The 19082-nt window shown below is 42.4% G+C and carries 17 protein-coding genes; all 17 read right to left on the bottom strand.

Translation table 11 applies throughout. The features are described from left to right. Positions 1-13 precede the first annotated feature (13 nt). Complete coding sequence (locus LI288_RS01760) at positions 14-277, bottom strand: DUF1292 domain-containing protein (RefSeq protein ID WP_022433404.1); 264 nt, start codon at positions 275-277, stop codon at positions 14-16. A 110-nt stretch (positions 278-387) separates the two neighbouring features. Then, positions 388-816, bottom strand: a complete 429-nt coding sequence (ruvX, locus tag LI288_RS01755; RefSeq protein ID WP_022433405.1) for a Holliday junction resolvase RuvX — start codon at positions 814-816, stop codon at positions 388-390. A gap of 1 nt (position 817) precedes the next feature. Then, complete coding sequence (locus LI288_RS01750; protein ID WP_022433406.1) at positions 818-1075, bottom strand: IreB family regulatory phosphoprotein; 258 nt, start codon at positions 1073-1075, stop codon at positions 818-820. 285 nt (positions 1076-1360) lie between these two features. Then, positions 1361-2050: a DUF4956 domain-containing protein gene (locus tag LI288_RS01745; RefSeq protein ID WP_227089237.1), complete on the bottom strand. Its 690-nt coding sequence runs from the start codon at positions 2048-2050 to the stop codon at positions 1361-1363. Then, on the bottom strand, positions 1987-2790 hold the full coding sequence (locus LI288_RS01740; protein ID WP_227089236.1) for a polyphosphate polymerase domain-containing protein: 804 nt from the start codon (positions 2788-2790) through the stop codon (positions 1987-1989). Before LI288_RS01740 ends, LI288_RS01745 begins: the two co-directional genes overlap by 64 nt. A 197-nt stretch (positions 2791-2987) precedes the next feature. Then, the gene (locus LI288_RS01735; RefSeq protein ID WP_227089235.1) at positions 2988-3866 is read right to left on the bottom strand and encodes a mechanosensitive ion channel family protein; all 879 of its coding nucleotides are present in this window, start codon (positions 3864-3866) and stop codon (positions 2988-2990) included. A gap of 76 nt (positions 3867-3942) precedes the next feature. Beyond that, positions 3943-6306 carry a GlgB N-terminal domain-containing protein gene (locus tag LI288_RS01730; protein WP_227089234.1) on the bottom strand — a complete coding sequence of 788 codons (2364 nt, stop codon included), beginning with the start codon at positions 6304-6306 and terminating at the stop codon, positions 3943-3945. Positions 6307-6324: 18 nt separating this feature from the next. After that, entirely contained in the window at positions 6325-7170 is an 846-nt protein-coding gene (locus tag LI288_RS01725; RefSeq protein ID WP_227089233.1) for an alpha/beta hydrolase, read from the bottom strand. A gap of 292 nt (positions 7171-7462) precedes the next feature. Beyond that, positions 7463-8695, bottom strand: coding sequence for a DUF1015 domain-containing protein (locus LI288_RS01720; protein WP_227089232.1), 1233 nt, complete (start codon positions 8693-8695; stop codon positions 7463-7465). A 35-nt stretch (positions 8696-8730) separates the two neighbouring features. Beyond that, positions 8731-10221 carry a methyl-accepting chemotaxis protein gene (locus tag LI288_RS01715; RefSeq protein ID WP_022433413.1) on the bottom strand — a complete coding sequence of 497 codons (1491 nt, stop codon included), beginning with the start codon at positions 10219-10221 and terminating at the stop codon, positions 8731-8733. A 136-nt stretch (positions 10222-10357) separates the two neighbouring features. After that, on the bottom strand, positions 10358-11521 hold the full coding sequence (locus LI288_RS01710) for a phosphoglycerate dehydrogenase (RefSeq protein ID WP_022433414.1): 1164 nt from the start codon (positions 11519-11521) through the stop codon (positions 10358-10360). Further along, a complete protein-coding gene (serC, locus tag LI288_RS01705) occupies positions 11521-12606 on the bottom strand; it encodes a 3-phosphoserine/phosphohydroxythreonine transaminase (RefSeq protein WP_022433415.1) in 1086 nt (361 codons plus the stop codon). The genes LI288_RS01710 and serC overlap by 1 nt, the downstream gene beginning before the upstream one ends. 77 nt (positions 12607-12683) lie before the next feature. Beyond that, a complete protein-coding gene (gene ilvB, locus LI288_RS01700; protein ID WP_022433416.1) occupies positions 12684-14375 on the bottom strand; it encodes a biosynthetic-type acetolactate synthase large subunit in 1692 nt (563 codons plus the stop codon). Positions 14376-14431: 56 nt separating this feature from the next. Further along, complete coding sequence (ilvD, locus tag LI288_RS01695) at positions 14432-16108, bottom strand: dihydroxy-acid dehydratase (protein ID WP_022433417.1); 1677 nt, start codon at positions 16106-16108, stop codon at positions 14432-14434. A 115-nt stretch (positions 16109-16223) separates the two neighbouring features. Beyond that, positions 16224-17306 (bottom strand): 3-isopropylmalate dehydrogenase, encoded by a 1083-nt coding sequence (gene leuB / locus LI288_RS01690; protein WP_022433418.1) that lies wholly within the window; start codon positions 17304-17306, stop codon positions 16224-16226. Positions 17307-17536: 230 nt separating this feature from the next. Next, positions 17537-17821 (bottom strand): preprotein translocase subunit YajC, encoded by a 285-nt coding sequence (gene yajC / locus LI288_RS01685; protein ID WP_022433419.1) that lies wholly within the window; start codon positions 17819-17821, stop codon positions 17537-17539. Positions 17822-17942: 121 nt separating this feature from the next. Beyond that, on the bottom strand, positions 17943-19079 hold the full coding sequence (tgt, locus tag LI288_RS01680) for a tRNA guanosine(34) transglycosylase Tgt (protein ID WP_227089231.1): 1137 nt from the start codon (positions 19077-19079) through the stop codon (positions 17943-17945). Positions 19080-19082: the final 3 nt, after the last annotated feature.

The raw sequence follows: 19082 nt of genomic DNA, 5'->3' as shown, positions 1-19082 counted from the left end.
AACACCTCTAAAACTATTCTAAATCCATGTCTTCCAGTAACTCGGCAAAAATGCGGCTGACTGCATCCAGTTCTTCTTCCGATTCAACAAATTCATAAACCGCTTCTGTATCTTCTGCCTTTGATGTGTCTTTTAAAATATAAGCTTCCGCTTCTTCATCTTCTTCGTCTTCAGATTCGGTGACTAAAAGATAATTGATACCATTGACTCTCGTTTCCTCTATAATGTAAAAATCTACACTTTCCTGGTCTTCCGTTACAAAGGTAAGCTTTTCCATGTTCTTCTCCATTCCTGATTCTGAGATTCTATACGACAGGGTAAAAGGGACAAACCAATAGTTTTGATGGCAGTTCCGGAAGACTTTCCAAAACTGCCATGCTCACACGCTTAGTTGCCATTTGCTTTGTAATCTAAATATCCCTGTAAGATAAATACTGCCGCAATCTTATCGATTACAGCTTTACGGTTCTCTCTGCGTACACCGCTTTCCATCAATACTTTATCTGCCGATACCGTAGTCAGGCGTTCATCCCATAATACGACCGGCAGTCCCGTTCTTCTTTCTAACATTTCTGCAAAATTCTGACAATCCTGCGCACGCTCTCCAACAGAATTATCCATATTCTTTGGGAATCCTAAAACAATCTGCTCTACTTCATATTCTTCAATGATTGCCTCTATCCGGGCAAGTGTCTTTCGTAACTTATTCGCTTCTTTGCGCGTAATGGTTTCTAAGCCCTGTGCTGTAATGCCGAGTGCATCACTGATTGCAACACCTACTGTCTTCGTACCATAATCCAGTCCAATGATTCTCATATTATAAGCCTTTTCCTTCGATGAAATATTTAATCACTTCTTCAACAAGCTCATCGCGTTCTACCTTCATAATCAGGCTTCTTGCATTGTTATGGCTTGTAATATAGGTAGGATCTCCTGACATAATGTATCCCACAATCTGATTCACCGGATTGTAACCCTTTTCCTTCAAAGCACGATATACCTGCTCTAAAATTCCTTCTACTGAAATTGCCTTGTCTGGCTGTGTTTTAAAAAATTGTGTGTTATTATCTATCATTTTCCTCACGTCCCTTTCGTATATGTGTTTATAATATAATAATTGAGCCAATAATACAAGTGTTTTTTGAAAATTTCTCGATTGATATGCCCTTTGCCGTGCGCATCACATCGCTTAGTGGTGTCCACATTTTCCATAAAAATAAGGATACAAAGACAGCCCTGCCTGTAGCGGCATTTGTGTGGCTGCTTCATATCCTTTTTGTTTTATTATTTTTGTAATTTGAATTCCTTCTGACTTGACTTAAATACTTCTGCCAGACTTTCGTGGCAATATCTTCACAGATTAGTTTAAATTCGTGCTTTCCGTTTCAGGAATGCCAAGCACAATATTTAAGTTGCCGTTTTTTACACGCAGTGCGTCAATAAAGTTCTTTTCATTGACATCTTTTTTTAATGCGACCGTGTATGTAAGTTCAAACAGGGTTCCCATGTTGGTTGTCTTTACTTTGCGAAGCTGGCTGTTTGTGGTATAGCTGTCAAAAACTTCGTTAAACGCATCGGTATAATTTAAGTTTTCCGGGATTGTAATCTTTAACTGGCGGTTTCCGGATGCCATATCGCCGAAGTTTGAGACAGAAAGTACGATTAAAACAAGTATAATCACAACTGCAAATATGGCTGCAAATGCAACATATCCGAGTCCGCAGGCAAGTCCTGCTGCCATGGTGAAAAATACGACGGCAATATCTTTTGCATTACCCGGTGCACTTCTGAAGCGAACCAGTGCAAATGCGCCTGCCATTGAAAATGCTCTTGCTACGTTACTGCCGATTAATAAGATAACAACAGACACAATCGCCGGAAGCAGTACCAGACCGATGATAAAGTTTTTGTTGTAACCGTCTTTTTTGCAGGCAATCATATAAGCGATGCCAATTAAAAGTCCTAACACGAGTGCCGTAAGAAGCCCTAACATGGCTGGACCAATGCTAATTGTATCCTGCGCTGTACTTGTAAATATTGATTCAAACATAATGTTTCTCCTCCATTCATTCTTTGATTTTCCATAACATATTTTTTATATTCTGTTCCGTATTTTGAAAAAGATACGGGATAAATTTCCAGTTCCGATAAAATCCTTGTAAACCACAGCGGCACTGCCCTGTTGATTTTAATTTCCATCAGATACGTATTTTCCGGTAAAAGCTGCTGACCGTAGCTTCCGCTCTCTAACCGGACATCTTCCCTGCGGGTTGTGATATTTTTGTCAAATGTAACACGGAAATCCCCGTCGTTTTTTTCAAAATATGCCCGCCGTTCATAGGATAAATAAACCTTCGGCACCAAATTGTAGGTATGGCAGAAATAATCGATTTCCCGGAATACCTGCCGGTTCATCTGCGGATTTTCCATATCCGGCACCCGATGATGGTTTAAATAGTCATAGGCTTCATTTAACGGCATAATCGTACGCCGCTTGTTGACAATGCCTTTGTACTTCTTTTTAATTTCAACAAAAACATGATCTGTTTCCTTTGGTGTTCCATAGCTTCTCATGCGGAGCTTTTCTTTATACACCGGTCCTTCAATCGATGCCCGGATTAATGCATTATCCGGTGTATCATAATAAATGTTGCAGATTTCATAGAACGGCTTATCGCGGTTATACGCATCCACAACCATATATTCACTGATTGCCTGTGTCAGTTTTTCGTACTGTATGGCATTTAACATGTATTTTTTCTCATATCGGTTAAATACTTCGATTGCCATGTGCATCCCTCCCTTTGTTTTTTCAAAAATGCATTTCCTTATGTTGGATAGTTTATCCATTAAATGTGTCCAAAGTTTGTAAAATCTGCGTAAAAAATATGAAAGGAATTCACATTAGCGGCATGCGCCGCAAGGCGCACTAAAAAGAGCCGCCACATTTTCATGTGACAGCTCTTTTAGTCTGTATCTTTTTATATTTACTTTGTAATATGTACGTCTAACTGGTTAAACGGAATTTCAATGCCGTTTTCATCAAATATCTTTTTGTATTCTTCTAACAGTTCAAAGCGGGTATCCCAGTATTTGTCATTGGCAACCCACGCTCTGGTTTCGAGTGTAATACAGCTCTCGTCCAGACTCTTTACAATAACGCGGACATCTTTGTCTTTGATGATTTCTTCCTTGCGGTTTAAGCATTCCATCAGCAGCGCCTTTGCCTTGGATAAATCCGTCTGATATCCCACGCCAATCTGGATATCCAGTCTTCGCACTTCTTCCGCACCGACATTGATAATATTCGAGTTGGACAGGGTGCCGTTTGGCATCATGATAATCTTGTTATCAATTGTATGCAGTTTGGTGTATAAAAGCTCAATGGACACAACCGTTCCTTCACAGCTTCCCGATATGATATAATCGCCGATTTTAAACGGCTTAAATATCAAAAGTAAAATTCCACCCGCAAAGTTTGACAGACTGCCCTGTAAGGACATACCGACTGCCAGTGCCGCCGAACCGAATACCGTAATCAGCGAGGCTGTCGGAATTCCCAGTATTCCTACTACTATCAGTATCAGAATGGCATATCCTGCAAACTTTGTAATTGAACCGATAAATCTGGCTACGCCGACATCTAAATCACTTTTTCCGAGTGCTTTTACAATAATTTTAACCATCCAGATAATCAGACGTTTTCCAATCTGCCAGACAATCAGTGCCATAATGATTTTTCCTGCCAGACTGACACTCCAATTGCACAGTTTATTAAACAGCGCAACCAGATTTGCCCTTGAAAAGAAAAACTCAATTTGTTCTGCCGTATCCTGTGTTGAACTGAGTGCGACAAAATAATTCATAATTTCCTCCGTTTTTTGTTTTCTTTTTTGTTTTTTTCAGCTTTTGCGCCTGTTGGGGCATTTTATCCCGGACTACTTATTTCCGGCGCTTTAAAGCCGCAAGCTTCTTTTTGGTTTCCTGCTCGATTTTTAACTTGGCAGCTTCTGCCTCCTGTGCCTGTTTTTCGGCTTCTTCGCACGCCTGCTGTGCCGCCTTTGCCGCAAGTTCAGCCTGTTTTTGCGCTTCAAGGGCAGCCTGCGCTTCTTCTTCGGCTTTGACTTTCAGCTGTTCTGCCTGCCATGCCTGTTCCTGTGCTGCCTTTGCCGCAAGTTCAGCTTCTTCCCGGATTCGGATTTCTTCCAGTTCCAGTTTTGTAAACGGTTCATACGCATAAACGGTTAGTGCCAGCGGCGGTAAATCCAGTACAATAGAATTTTCACAGCCGTTTCTTTCCACCTTTTCCGAAGACAGCTGCTGTTCATTTAAAATGTTTTGTCCACCGAAATGTGCTGCATCTGTATTAAAAATTTCCTTATATTTACCCGGCTCTAAAACACCCATACGGAAATCCTTACGGACAACCGGTGTGAAATTCGCAATTACCAGCAAATCCTGCGATGTACTGTCTGATACCATACTCCGGCGCACAAATGCCAGCACCGTTTCCTGTTCATCCTGCGTATCTGTCCATGCAAAGCCCTCCGGTTCATAATCTGCGGTATATAATGCAGGATGTTCCTTATAAAATGCATTTAATGCTTCCATAAAGCTTTGCGGCAATGTGCCGGTACAGTTTTCCGCCGTCCGCTTTTTACCTGGATAACAATACTGATATGCCGTTGCAAGACGCATATTGGCATGTTTTTCCCCATCATTGCTGCCCGGCAGTTCCTGTTCGGTTATATGCAGTTCCTGTATAAAAAATTCACTGTAAAAATACAGCATATTATCTGTCAGTTTCTGATATACACCCTTTCTGAAAAGCGGGTCACTCTGCATAAATTTATCAAAATCATTTTTCCAGCCGTGGTTCCATTTAAAATCAAACCCCAGTGCATCTTCATGGCTGCCGGTCACCCTGCCCCACGTACTGGAATCCTGCGCAATCAGAACCGCCGGACATTTTTCTTTTATCAGCACTTTTTTTAGCTGTTTGAAAAATGCAACCGCATCGAGATTTTCATTTTCACCGTAAAGATTCGGAATCCACTCGCCCGGTGCGCGGCCATAGTCTAAGTACAGCGCACTTGCCACTTCATCTACAAAAAGCCCGTCTATATGATACTCCTTTATCCACATGATTGCATTGGAAATTAAAAACATTTTTACCTGTGGCTTTCCATATTGGAATGAGGATACCGCCACATCTGCATCCGGTGTCAGGCAGAATGCACTGCTCTCATAAAGGTTCGTTCCGTCAAACCACGTAAGCCCTGATGGAAGATTTCCCATAAATGCAGCATTCCAATCTGCAATCACACCGATATTTTCTTTGTGCATTGCATTGACAAGGCGCTTCAAGTCATCCGGCGTACCAAAAATATCCGCAGGTGCGAAATAGCCTGCTGTTTCCCGGAGATTTCTGCGTCTGCTGTCATACTGCGCTGCCGCCTGCAGTTCAATATGTGTGTATCCAAGTTTTGCAATCTGTGCCGCGAACTGCTCCGGTTCTTTAATCTGTCGACAGGTTTCCAGTGATATTTCATATATGGCAGCCGGTTCTTTTTCTATATCCCGGTTTTCTTCCGCCTTCTGCCATGCACCATCTTCCCATGCAAACGGAATATCTGCATACACAACCGATGCAAAGCCCTGACCGGCGTCGCACTGTCTGCAGTACGGGTCTGTCTTTACCGCAATATTGCCGCCTTTAAATTTAATTTCATATTTATAGGCTGTGCCTGCCTTCATTTCAGGTATAAACAGTTCAAAGATACCACTGTCCTCATGTTTTTCCATCGGAAAAATCCGTCCGTCCCAGTGATTAAAATCACCTACCACACTGACACGCTGTGCATTGGGGGCCCATACAGCAAAGCAAACGCCGCGGATTCCGCCCACAGTGCGCTCATGCGCGCCAAAAAGCCGGTATGCTTCCCAGTCATCGCCTGCCGCAAGTTTTTTGTGCTGCTCTGCCGTTAAAGCCGTGCCGCACGCATAAGGGTCCATATATTCTTTTTTCTGTCCTTTGATATCTTCAATACAGACAGTATAGGCAGTCTGTTTCTTTATCGGAATACAGACTGCAAAATAGCCTGATTCGTCAACCTTTTCACAAGCGTACGCTTTTTTTCTCCCCGCAATATGAATCTCTGCCTCGACCGCATCGGGACGGAAAACCTGTACCAGCATACCATCCCTGCACATATGCGCACCGAGCAGCTCCATCGGATGACTGCACTCTGAATATACCAGTCCTTCAATTTCAGGCCAGTTCATGAATTGATATAACCGATTCATACTAATCTCCATTCTTTTTTATAAATTTTCCACCCACGTTGCAAATAATTCCGGCCAGACGGATACTTCCGGCTGGAAATGTGTTCCGTCTGCGGTATCTGTTTCCCGCGTTCCAAGTCCAAGTCCGTGATTACCGTGTGGAAAAAGGTGCAATTCAAATCCAATATGTTCTTTTTGCAATGCCTGTGCAAACAGCATGGAATTTTCTACCGGTACAGCACCGTCTGTAACCGTATGCCATAAAAAGGTCTGTGGTGTGTCTTTCGTTACACGTTCTTCCAGTGATACACTTTCAAGCAGCTGCTCATAACGTGTCCCAAGCAGTCTTTCAAATGATTTTCTGTGGGCTTTCTCCCCGGATGTAATCACCGGATATCCAAGCAGCATGCCATCCGGCCTTATCATTTCCGGCTCTGTATGCAGGTACTCTTTGACAAACCCTTCCAGTTCTTTGCTGTTCCACATTGTTCCAAGACTTGCCGCTACATGTCCCCCCGCCGAAAAACCGGCGATAATAATTTTATCCGGGTCACAGTCCCATTCTTTAGCATGTTCCCGCAGATACCGTACAGCGTACGCCGCTTCGTACAGCGCACACGGAAATTCATCGGGAATCAGACTGTATCTTAAAATTGCCGCATTCATGCCAAGTGAGAGCATTTTCACTGCAACCGCTTCCCCTTCCCGCGGCGAATGATGTTCATAGCCGCCGCCCGGACAGATTAAAACCATTGGTCTGTGAAACGGCTTCTGCATCCCCGGATACATTTCCTTAATATAAGTTGTCAGTGTCGCTTTCTGTCCCTTATGTAAAATCCCCACTCTCTCATAATCAATATCCAGTTCCATAGTCTGATGAATCATATTCTTCTCCAATTCCGCAGGCATTTTAATGCTGGAGGAACCGCGGACAAAATGACTGATTTTGTCCTGCGATAAATCTAATTGTGATGCCTGCGGCACAATTAGTTATGTGAAAAATTATGATTTATGATTTTTCACATTTTCCTCATTTCTGAGCGACTTTGTTGCGAAGCGGCGATGAGAAATTCGCGCAGGCGATTTCTCATCTGCCATCTATGATATTTGTTTTCGCTCAAAACAAATATCTATGTGAAAAATTGTGATTTATGATTTTTCACATTTCTCCATATTTTTAAATCTGATGTATAAACAGTCCGCTGCGCAGCTTCGGTTCAAACCATGTGGACTTCGGCGGCATCAGCCGTCCTGCATCTGCCACGGCAAAAAGCTGTGCAATTGATGTCGGATACATTGAAAATGCCAGTACACAATCTGTTTCACAGCGCCTTTCCAGTTCTCCAATTCCACGGATACCACCTACAAAATCAATGCGTGCATCGGTCTTTGGGTCTTTAATGCCAAGTACCGGCGACAACAGGGCATTTTGCAAAACAGATACATCCAGACCGTCTACCGGGTCGTCCGATAAGATTTCCGGCTTTGCCGTCAGCCGATACCACTTCTTTCCCAGATACATGCCAAAGGTTCCCTGCTTGTCCGGATGCACCTGTACAGCACTTTCTTTAACTGTAAATTTCTCTTTAACTTTTTCTAAAAAATCCTGTTCGGTATAACCGTTTAAATCCTTTAACACCCTGTTATAGTCCAGAATCTTTAACTGCTCGTCCGGAAACAGCACAGACAGGAAATAATTAAATTCTTCTTTTCCCGTATACTGTGGGTTTTCGGCACGGCGCTTTAAGCCGACTTTAACTGCTGAAGCGGCTCTGTGATGTCCATCTGCAATATATATAGATGAAATTCCTTCAAATGCACCGCGGATTGCTTTAACGGACTGCGGTTCGCTGATTTTCCATACCTGATGACGGACCCCGTCCGGCGATACAAAATTATATAAAGAAGAATTTTTCTTTGCCTTATCAATCTCACCGTTAATCACGGCATTGGCACGGTATGCTAAAAATATCGGACCGGTCTGCGCATTACAGGTATCCACGTGCGTAATGCGGTCTAATTCCTTATCAGCTCTTGTATTTTCATGTTTTTTAATTACATTGGATTCGTAGTCATCAATTGAAGCACATGCCACAAGTCCGGTCTGCACTCTGCCATCCATTGTAAGTTCATAAATATAATATGCCTGCTCGCTGTCTTTGATAAATGTACCGTCTGCAATAGCGTTTTCCAAAAGTTCTTTTGCCTTTGCATAAACTTCCGGTGCGTAGGTATCGACCGAACTGTCAAACTGTGTTTCCGCACGGTCTATTTTTAAAAATGAAAGCGGCTCGCGGGCAACTTCCCTGCACGCTTCTTCTCTGTTGTATACATCATACGGAAGTGCTGCCACCCGCTCTGCTTTTTCTGCCTGCGGACGTACACATTCAAAAGGTCTGATTACTGCCATATGTCCTCTTTTCCGGGGTCATCCCCTGCCCCTTTTTACTGTTCTTTTAATTCCTGTGCCAGTGTTTCAAGCTGTCCGCTTAACGCTGCCAGTTCTTCCACAATCACATTGTTGCTTTCCGTTGCGGAAAGTGTATCGCTTGCATGGGCAGCCACTTCTTCGGAAATTGCCGAAATGGTAGAAATGCTGTCAATAATTTTCTTGTTCGCATCGGCTAACTTTGTAACATAGGCTGCCAGTTCATTAGATTGTCCGTAAACATTGTCCGAATTCTTTTCAATAACCGTAAAGCTTTCTGCTGTCTTTTCAGTGGTTTCATTCTGGCTTTCAATCATGGAAATCATACTGCCGCTGACCTCAACCACCATCTGAATGGCATTGGATACATTTTCAATCAGCTGCGAAATCTGCACCGTGGAATCTTTCGTCTGCTGTGCCATTTGTGAAATCTCGGAAGCAACAACCGCAAAACCACGCCCTGCTTCTCCGGCTCTCGCCGCTTCAATGCTTGCATTTAACGCCAGAAGACTTGTCTGTGACGTAATACTGTTAATAATATCCAGAATTGAATTCATCTGGCTCATATATGTATCCAGCTGTGAAAGTTCTTCTGTCACCTTTTTGCCGGATTCAACCGTTTCTTCTGCCTGTTTTACAAGAATACCGACATTTGCATTTCCCTGCGCAATGGCTTCTTTATTCTGATTCATACTGTCAATGATATTCTCTGTGCCTTTTTCAACCTGCTCTACCATTGCCTGAATTTCTTCGGTCTGGTTTAACTGGCTCTGCACTGCTTCTGCCGTATCATTAGAGCCTGAATTCACCTCTTCCATGGATTCTTTCATTGCCTGCATGCTTTCACCAAGCGATGCCGTCTTTTGTGCACTTTCTGTAATCTGCTGTGTCATCTTATCGGATGTATCCATAATCCGCGTCAGCAATTCTTCTGTCTTTTCATGTTCTGCCTTCAACTCTGCAAGCTTCTTCTGATTCAACTTTTCTGCCACAATTGAGACATACAGCTGAATACCACAAATCAGTACAATAACAAAGAACTGGATTTCCACAGATGCCATATCCGCTTTCGTATAAATCCCTCTTTTAAAAAACAATGCCAGCTGTATAACATTGACAATTACCACCCCCACTTCAATCGGCAGCGAATACTTAAAATCATTGTATACCGTAATGGCAATCAGCATGGGAATAACATATACAAACGTAAAGTGATTATTGGTTGTAAACATTACAAATGTATATAAAATTGCATAGCCAATTCCTACGAAATGCTTAATCATCTTTGTATCATGCTGTTTTTTATAGCAGATAATTTCTCCTACTACCGGTCCCATTGCTAAAATAATGGTTGCCAGTACATACAACAGGGTGCCGTCACCTTTTAAAAATTCCACAAAATAAGCAATGGAAATGATTCCGCATACTAAAAAGTGGCAATTCATGGCAACGGTATTCTCCCTTGCCAGCTCATAATCTTTTTCTTTTGGATTTATCCCGCTGTTCATTTTCACTCCTCCACTATCACATTTGTATTTTTTTATTATTATACCGTACCCATTTGTTTAAGTAAACAAACATTTCTAAAATCAAAGCAAAAAAAGAGCTGTTCTCCTCCAATTGTGGAAAACAGCTCTGAATTTATTATTTTACGACCCTGACTTTGATGATTCCTTCAATAGAAGCCAGTTTATCAATCACACTGTCATCTACATTCTTATCAACATCAAATAAAGAATATGCATAATCGCCTCTGGATTTATTTGCCATTTCCTCAATGTTTACACCTGCATCGCCAAGAATCGTTGTAATCTTGCTGATAACAGCCGGAACATTTTTGTGGCAGACTGCAATTCGTCCTGTAGCCGTGCAGACGCCCATATCACAGGCAGGATAATTTACAGAATTTATAATATTACCGTTTTCAATGTAATTTCTCAATTCCTTGACTGCCATCACTGCACAGTTATCTTCTGCTTCTGCGGTAGAAGCCCCAAGGTGTGGAAGTACAATTGCACCTTCCATTCCGGCAGTTGTCGGATTCGGGAAGTCTGTTACATACTTCTTTACCCTGCCGGACTTTAAAGCCTCACCGATTGCTGTTTCATCGACAAGAACATCTCTTGCACAGTTGACGATAATTGTACCATCCTGCATTAAATCAAATGCAGCTTTGTTAATCATCCCCTTTGTACTGTCTAATGCCGGAACATGAATGGTAATATAATTACATTCTTTATAAATGTCTTCTACATTGACAATATGCGTAACCTTGCTTGAAAGATTCCAAGCAGCATTGACTGAAAGATACGGATCATAACCGTAAACATCCATACCCAGTGCAATGGCTGCATTGGCAACAAGCTGTCCGATTGCGCCAAGACCGATAACGCCAAGCTTCTTACCCTTTAATTCCTGTCCTGCAAAAGCTTTCTTTGCCTTTTCGGTTGCTTTTGCAATATCTGCATTGTCTTTATTTTCAGCAACCCACTGATTACCGCCGATTAAATCACGGGAAGCTAACAGCATTGCTGCTAGCACCTGTTCTTTTACGGCATTGGCATTCGCACCCGGTGTATTAAATACAACAATACCGGCTTCTGCACATTTATCAAGTGGAATATTATTGACTCCTGCACCGGCTCTTGCAATTGCAAGTAAATGATCATTTAATTCCATATCATGCATTTTGGCACTTCTTACAAGAACTGCCTGTGCATCTTCATAAGAACTCTCCATATTGTAGTCATCTGAAAAAAGGTCAAGACCTACAGAGGCAATATTATTTAAGCAATGTACGTTTACCATTATTTTGTATTCTCCTTTTCAAACTTCTTCATAAACTCAACCAGTTTTTCCACACCTTCGATTGGCATTGCATTGTAAATAGATGCTCTCATACCGCCAACGGTTCTGTGTCCCTTTAAGTTTACAAAGCCTGCTTTTGTTGCTTCTTCAACAAATTTTGCATCCAGTTCCTTGTCACCGGTTACAAAAGGAACATTCATTAAAGAACGATCTTCTTTTACAACAGTTCCCTTAAATAACCTGCTCTCGTCAAGGAAATCATACAGAATCTTTGCTTTCTTTTCGTTATGTTCCTTCATGGCGCTTAAACCGCCCATCTTCTTAATCCACTTAAATACCTTACCGCAGATATAAATATTATAGCAAGGAGGTGTATTGTAAAGAGAATCTGCATCTGCCTGTGTCTTCCACTTTAACATGGTCGGTGTTCCCGGTAATACGTCATCTGTAATCAGGTCTTCCCTGATAATTGCAATAACCACACCGGCCGGTCCGATGTTCTTCTGAACGCCGCCGTATACAACGCCGTACTTTGTTACATCAATCGGTTCAGATAAGAAACAGGATGAAACATCCGATACAAGCAGATGTCCCTTTGTGTTTGGAAGAGTCTTAAATTTTGTACCATAAATTGTATTGTTTTCACAGATGTAAACATAATCGGCATCTTCCGGAATATCCAAATCCGAACAATCCGGTATGTACGAGAATGTCTTATCCTCAGATGAAGCAACTGCAACGGCTTCACCGTAAATCTGAGCTTCTTTATAAGCTTTCTTTGCCCACTGTCCTGTGATAATGTAAGCTGCTTTCTTATTCTTCATAAGGTTCATCGGAACTTCTGCGAAAAACTGGGATGCACCGCCCTGTAAGAATAATACCTTATAATTATCCGGGATATTCATCAGTTCTCTTAAATCTGCTTCTGCTTCTTTGATGATGTTATCGTATACTTTAGAACGATGGCTCATCTCCATAACAGACTGTCCTGAACCCTGATAATCCAGCATTTCATCTGCTGCTTCCTTCAATACTTCCTCCGGTAATACTGCCGGACCTGCACTAAAATTATAAACTCTTGCCACTTTTCTTTCCTCCTACAAGTTTTAAAACTATTATCTGACATTTTATTCCATTAAAGTGTTCCTGTCAACTCAATTCTTTATTTTTCTGAGTTCATTCTGTCTAAATCTTTTCTGTCAAATGCTTCTGAAATTGCCGCACCCGGTGAAACCATCGGGAATACTTTATCTTCTCTGTCAATAAGACAGTCGATGACGCACGGAATATTTAATGCCATTGCATCCTTTAATGCTGCTTCAAATTCCTCAATCGTCTGAACACGGTAGCCCTTTGCCCCCATGCCTTCCGACACTTTGACAAAATCCACACAATCATCCAGAACAGTTGCCGAATAGCGTTTTCCGTAGAATAAATCCTGCCACTGGCGTACCATACCGAGTACATGGTTATTGAAAATAATCTCGATAACCGGAATGTTATAACGGGTTGCTGTTGCCACTTCGTTCATATTCATTCTGAAGCAGCCATCACCTGCAATGTTGATGACTGTTTTATCCTTGCAGCCTACCTTGGCTCCAATTGCCGCACCAAGTCCGTAGCCCATTGTACCAAGACCGCCTGATGTAAGCAGCGTTCTTGGCTTTTTATATTTGTAATGCTGTGCTGCCCACATCTGATGCTGTCCGACATCAGTTGAAATAATCGCTTCACCCTTTGTCAGCTCATAAATTTTTTCCATAATGAGTGGTCCGTTTAAGCAGTCCTTACGATATGCCATCGGATACTGTTTCTCATAATCGTGGATATGTTCCAGCCACTCATGTCTGTCCTGCTGTTCTAACTTTGCATTGACACGTTTTAAGATTTCAAGGGCATCACCGACAACGCTTGCATCAGAATGGATATTCTTATTAATCTCTGCTGCATCGATATCAAAGTGAAGAATCTTTGCATTTTTTGCAAATTTATTTGCATTACCGGTTACACGGTCTGAGAATCTCGCACCAATGGCAATCAGCAGGTCACATTCAGATACTCCGAAGTTAGACGTCTTTGTACCATGCATACCAAGCATCCCTGTATAATGCGGGTCTGTTCCGTCAAATGCGCCTTTGCCCATCAGGGAATCTGCAACCGGCGCATCAATCTTCTTTACAAATCTCGCCAGCTCATCAGAAGCATCCGAAGCAATGACACCACCGCCGACAAAAACGTATGGACGCTTTGATGCCTTAATCATTTCAACGGCACGTTCCACATCTTCTTCTTTAATCGTATCTGTCTGACGTTCAATTGTCTTCGGCGTTTCCTTGATATAATCACATTCTGCTGCCGTTACATCCTTTGTTACATCAATTAAAACAGGACCCGGTCTGCCTTCCTTTGCAATCCGGAACGCCGCACGGATAACGTCTGCCAGCTTTGTTACGTCTTTAACAATAAAGTTATGCTTTGTAATCGGCATTGTCACACCTGCAATATCGATTTCCTGAAAGCTGTCCTTACCTAACAGCGGAACGGTTACATTACAGGTAATTGCAACAACCGGAATCGAATCCATATATGCTGTGGCAATTCCCGTTACGAGGTTTGTCGCACCCGGACCGGATGTTGCAAAACATACGCCAACCTTTCCCGTTGCTCTTGCATAACCGTCTGCTGCATGGGAAGCACCCTGTTCATGAGATGTCAGAATATGTGTAATCTCATCTGAATGTTTGTATAACGCATCGTATACATTCAGAATTGCGCCGCCCGGATAACCAAAAATTGTATCCACATTTTGTTCTTTTAAACATTCTACAATGATTTCTGAGCCATTTAACTTCATGTATCTTTCCTTCCTTTATATTCTATTTTTCATACCGGTACCCACTGACCTTTTTGTTACTGTTCATTTTCCGGTACCTGAAGAACAGCCCCTCTGTTTCCTGAGGTTACTAATGAAGCATATCTCTTTAAGTAGCCTGTTGTAACCTTCGGTTCACGTGGCTGCCATTTTGCTTTTCTTGCTGCAAGTTCTTCATCAGATACTGCCAGTTCCAGTGTTAATGCCGGAATGTTAATCTTAATGATATCGCCTTCTTCTACCAGTGCAATCGGTCCGCCGACTGCTGCTTCCGGTGAAACGTGTCCGATAGAAGCACCGCGGCTTGCACCGGAAAAACGTCCGTCTGTAATCAGTGCAACGCTTGAACCCAAGCCCATGCCTGCAATTGCAGAAGTCGGATTTAACATTTCTCTCATACCCGGACCACCCTTTGGTCCTTCATAGCGGATTACAACGACATCGCCTGCTACAATCCTGCCGCCCTTAATTGCCGCAATCGCATCTTCTTCACAGTCAAAGACTCTTGCCGGACCTTCATGAACCATCATTTCATCTACAACGGCTGAACGCTTTACAACACTGCCGTCCGGTGCAAGATTTCCGCTCAATACCGCAAGTCCGCCTGTCTTACTATATGGGTTATCTAACGGTCTTATGACTTCCGGATTTAAGTTTACCGCATTTTTAATATTTTCTCCGACCGTCTTTCCTGTTACGGTCATGCAGTCAGTATTCAGAAGTCCTGCATCAGCCAGTTCCTTCATAACCGCATATACACCGCCCGCTTCATTTAAATCTTCCATATAAGTAGGACCTGCCGGTGCTAAATGGCACAGGTTCGGTGTCTTTTCGCTGATTGGATTTGCAAATTTAATATCAAAATCAAAGCCGATTTCATGTGCAATAGCAGGAAGATGTAACATACTGTTGGTAGAACAGCCTAATGCCATATCGACTGTCAGTGCATTCATGATTGCTTCTTTTGTCATAATGTCTCTTGGACGGATATTCTTGCGGTACATATCCATCACTGCCATACCGGCATGTTTTGCCAGCTTGATTCTTTCAGAATATACTGCCGGGATTGTACCGTTGCCGCGAAGTCCCATACCCAGTGCTTCTGTCAGACAGTTCATGGAGTTTGCCGTATACATGCCGGAGCATGAACCGCATGTCGGACATACTTTTTCTTCAAATTCACGTACATCGTCTTCCGTCATTGAACCGGCTGCATAAGAACCGACTGCTTCAAACATGGATGAAAGACTTCTCTTTTTACCCTTTACATGACCTGCAAGCATCGGACCGCCGCTGACAAATACAGTCGGCACATTCACTCTTGCTGCTGCCATTAAAAGTCCCGGTACATTCTTATCGCAGTTTGGCACCATAACAAGTGCATCAAACTGATGTGCCAGTGCCATACATTCTGTGGAATCCGCAATCAGATCTCTTGTTACAAGAGAATATTTCATGCCGATATGTCCCATTGCAATACCGTCACAGACTGCGATTGCCGGAAATACAACCGGTACACCGCCTGCTTCTGCAACACCTAATTTTACGGCATTTACAATCTTATCCAGATTCATGTGTCCCGGTACAATTTCATTGTAAGAGCTTACAATACCAACGAGCGGCTTATCCATTTCTTCCTTTGTAAAGCCTAATGCGTTAAACAGCGAGCGGTGTGGTGCCTGCTGCATTCCTTTTTTAACGTTATCACTTTTCATGACTGTTCTCCGTTTCTTTTCTTTTTATTCTAAACATGAAAGCCTGAAATCCCGCTGTATCTGCATAAACGGGATTCCGGCTTCATAACAGATTTTACATTTTTATATCCGTATCTTAAACACGTTCTGCGATTAAATCGCCCATCTTTGTTGTTGAGCACTGCTGCATGCCGTCTGCCATAATGTCCACGGTTCTGTAGCCTTCCTTTAATACCTGTGCTACTGCCGCTTCAATGGCATCTGCTTCCTTATCTAAATCAAGTGAGTAGCGAAGCATCATTGCCGCACTTAAAATGGTGGCAATCGGATTGGCAATGTCTTTGCCTGCAATATCCGGTGCGGAACCGTGGCTTGGTTCATATAATCCGAGTTTTGTCTTTCCTAAGCTGGCACTCGATAACATACCGATTGAACCGGTAATCATGCTGGCTTCATCGGATAAAATATCACCAAACATATTCTCTGTTAAAATCACATCAAACTGTCCCGGATTCATAACCAGCTGCATTGCACAGTTGTCTACAAGCATATCGCTTACTTCAACTTCCGGATAATCCTTTGCAACTTCCTTTACGACCTTTCTCCAAAGTCTTGAAGAATCAAGAACATTTGCCTTATCCACGCTTGTCAGCTTCTTTCTGCGCTTCATGGCAATTTCAAAGCCTTTAATGGCAATTCTTCTGATTTCTTCTTCATTATAAGTGAGCGTATCGGTTGCTGTTACGACACCGTTTACTTCTTCTGTGTGTCGTTCACCAAAATACAGTCCGCCGGTTAATTCTCTCATGATAACCATGTCAAATCCGTCCCCGATTACTTCCTGCTTTAACGGACACGCATCTTTTAATTCATTGTATAAATATGCAGGACGAATATTGGCAAACAATTCCAGTTCCTTACGAATCTTTAACAGTCCTGCCTCCGGTCTTAAATTCGGAGCAACGTCATACCACTTGGAGTTGCCGACATTGCCGCCGACTGCCCCCAGTAATACGGCATCGGATGCCTTTGCTACAGCAATTGCCTCATCTGTAAGTGGCACACCGTATGCATCAATGGAACAACCGCCCATTAAAATCTTTTCATAGGTAAAATGATGCTCATACTTCTTTCCCACAGCATCTAATACCTTTACGGCCTCTCTTACGATTTCCGGTCCGATTCCGTCTCCCGGAATTAATGTTATTTTACAATCCATGCTACTACCACCTGTCTTTCTCTTTTCTTACAGGAATCCGGCGGGTTCTACCCGTACCTGCCGCCCCTGAATACTTCTCCACTTTCATATTTATGTATGAAAAAGGTTATTGTTTATTATCATAACGTATTTTTATGTATTTTTCAATATGTAATGCCTGATAAATGAATAACAAAAGACACCGAAGCGGGAATTGATGCTTTCCGCTCCGGTGTCTGTACTTTCATTACTTATTCTTCCGAACTCTTTGCCTTTTCTACCTGTGCAATAGCTTTCTTCTGCATGGAGATACGGCAGTTTTTGTTGTTACCGAATTCTACAATAACATCATCATCTGTAATATCCATAATTACGCCGTAGAAACCGCTTGTTGTTAATACATAATCGCCGATTTCGATTGAATCCATTAACTGCTGCTGTGCCTTCTGCTGTTTCTTCTGTGGCTTGATTGCAAGAAAATACATCATCAGTCCTAATGCAACGACATAAATAACGATAATTCCGATTGAACCCATTTTAATTTGCCTCCTAAAATATACTTTCAAATGTAATAACATACGTGTCCCTGACACATACACTCTATAATAGCGGAATTTATTCTTTCTGTCCACTAAAAAACATTTTGTTTATAATTTTTTACTTTTTATCATAGGTATTTAACATTTCCAGGCGTTCTTTCTTAAAGGCACTGTATCTTCCTTCTTCAATCGCTCCCCGGATATCCTCCATTAAATGATTGTAGAAGTACAGATTATGCAGTACACAGAAACGCATACCAAGCATTTCTTTTGCCTTTAAAAGATGGCGTACATATGCTCTCGTATAGTTTTTGCAGACCGGACACTGACAGCCTTCTTCAATCGGTCTGTCGTCCTTTTCGTACTGTGCGTTAAAAAGATTGATTTTACCAAACTTTGTATACACATGCCCGTGTCTTCCGTTTCTGGACGGATATACACAATCAAAGAAGTCAATCCCTCTGTCTACCGCTTCCAGAATATTTGCCGGTGTACCGACACCCATCAGATAAGTCGGCTTGTCCTGCGGCAGATACGGAACGGTTTCATCGAGTACGTGGTACATTTCTTCATGGGTTTCACCGACTGCAAGTCCGCCGACTGCATAGCCCGGCAAATCCAGTTCCGAAATACGTTTTGCATGATCAATACGGATATCTGCATAAACTGCACCCTGATTGATACCAAATAAAAGCTGGTTTGGATTAACGGTATCCGGCAGGGAATTCAAGCGTTGCATTTCTTTTTTACAGCGTGCCAGCCAGCGCGTTGTACGGGCAACAGACTTTTCCACATAATCGCGTTCTGCCTTCGCCGGTGCACATTCATCAAATGCCATGGCAATTGTAGAACCTAAGTTAGACTGAATCTGCATACTTTCTTCCGGACCCATAAAAATCTTTCTGCCGTCAATGTGAGACTGGAAAGTTACGCCTTCTTCTTTAATCTTTCTAAGACCTGCAAGGGAAAACACCTGAAATCCACCCGAATCGGTCAGAATCGGTCTGTCCCAGTTCATAAACTTATGCAGACCGCCCATCTCCTTAATCAGTTTGTCCCCGGTACGTACATGCAGATGATATGTGTTTGACAATTCCACCTGTGTTCCGATTTCCTTTAAATCCATTGTCGATACGGCACCCTTAATGGCTGCTACTGTTCCGACATTCATAAATACAGGTGTCTGGATTGTTCCATGCACGGTCTGTAATTCACCGCGTTTTGCACGCCCGTCTGTTTTTAATAAACGATACATCTC

The organism is Lachnospira pectinoschiza (assembly GCF_020564355.1).
GTDB classification, from domain to species: Bacteria; Bacillota; Clostridia; order Lachnospirales; family Lachnospiraceae; genus Lachnospira; species Lachnospira intestinalis.
This window is presented reverse-complemented; position numbering and strand designations above follow the sequence as displayed.